1 protein-coding gene is annotated in these 246 nt (G+C 61.4%); it reads left to right on the top strand.

The window, feature by feature from the left end; translation table 11 throughout:
• Window positions 1–246, top strand: a 246-nt coding sequence (locus tag KOE80_RS20240; RefSeq protein ID WP_226349863.1) for a VCBS domain-containing protein, incomplete at both ends; no start/stop codon positions are given.

Raw genomic sequence — 246 nt, forward strand, 5'->3', positions numbered from 1 at the left:
TGCTGGTCGACAACGGCGACGGCACGTGGAGCTACACGCTGGACAACAGCCTGGCAGCGGTGCAGGCGTTGAACGAAGGCGATACGCTGGTTGAGGAGATTCGCTACACGATCACGGACGCCGATGGCGATACCTCGACGGCGACGCTGACGATCACGATCAACGGTCAGACGGATGGTCCTCCGGTGGTGACGCCGGAAGATGGTGATGGAGATGTCTCTGAGGGCCACAACAGCGTGGTGGAGA

Origin of the sequence: Alcaligenes sp. 13f, assembly GCF_020496585.1 — a bacterium.
GTDB lineage: Bacteria > Pseudomonadota > Gammaproteobacteria > Burkholderiales > Burkholderiaceae_B > Alcaligenes > Alcaligenes phenolicus.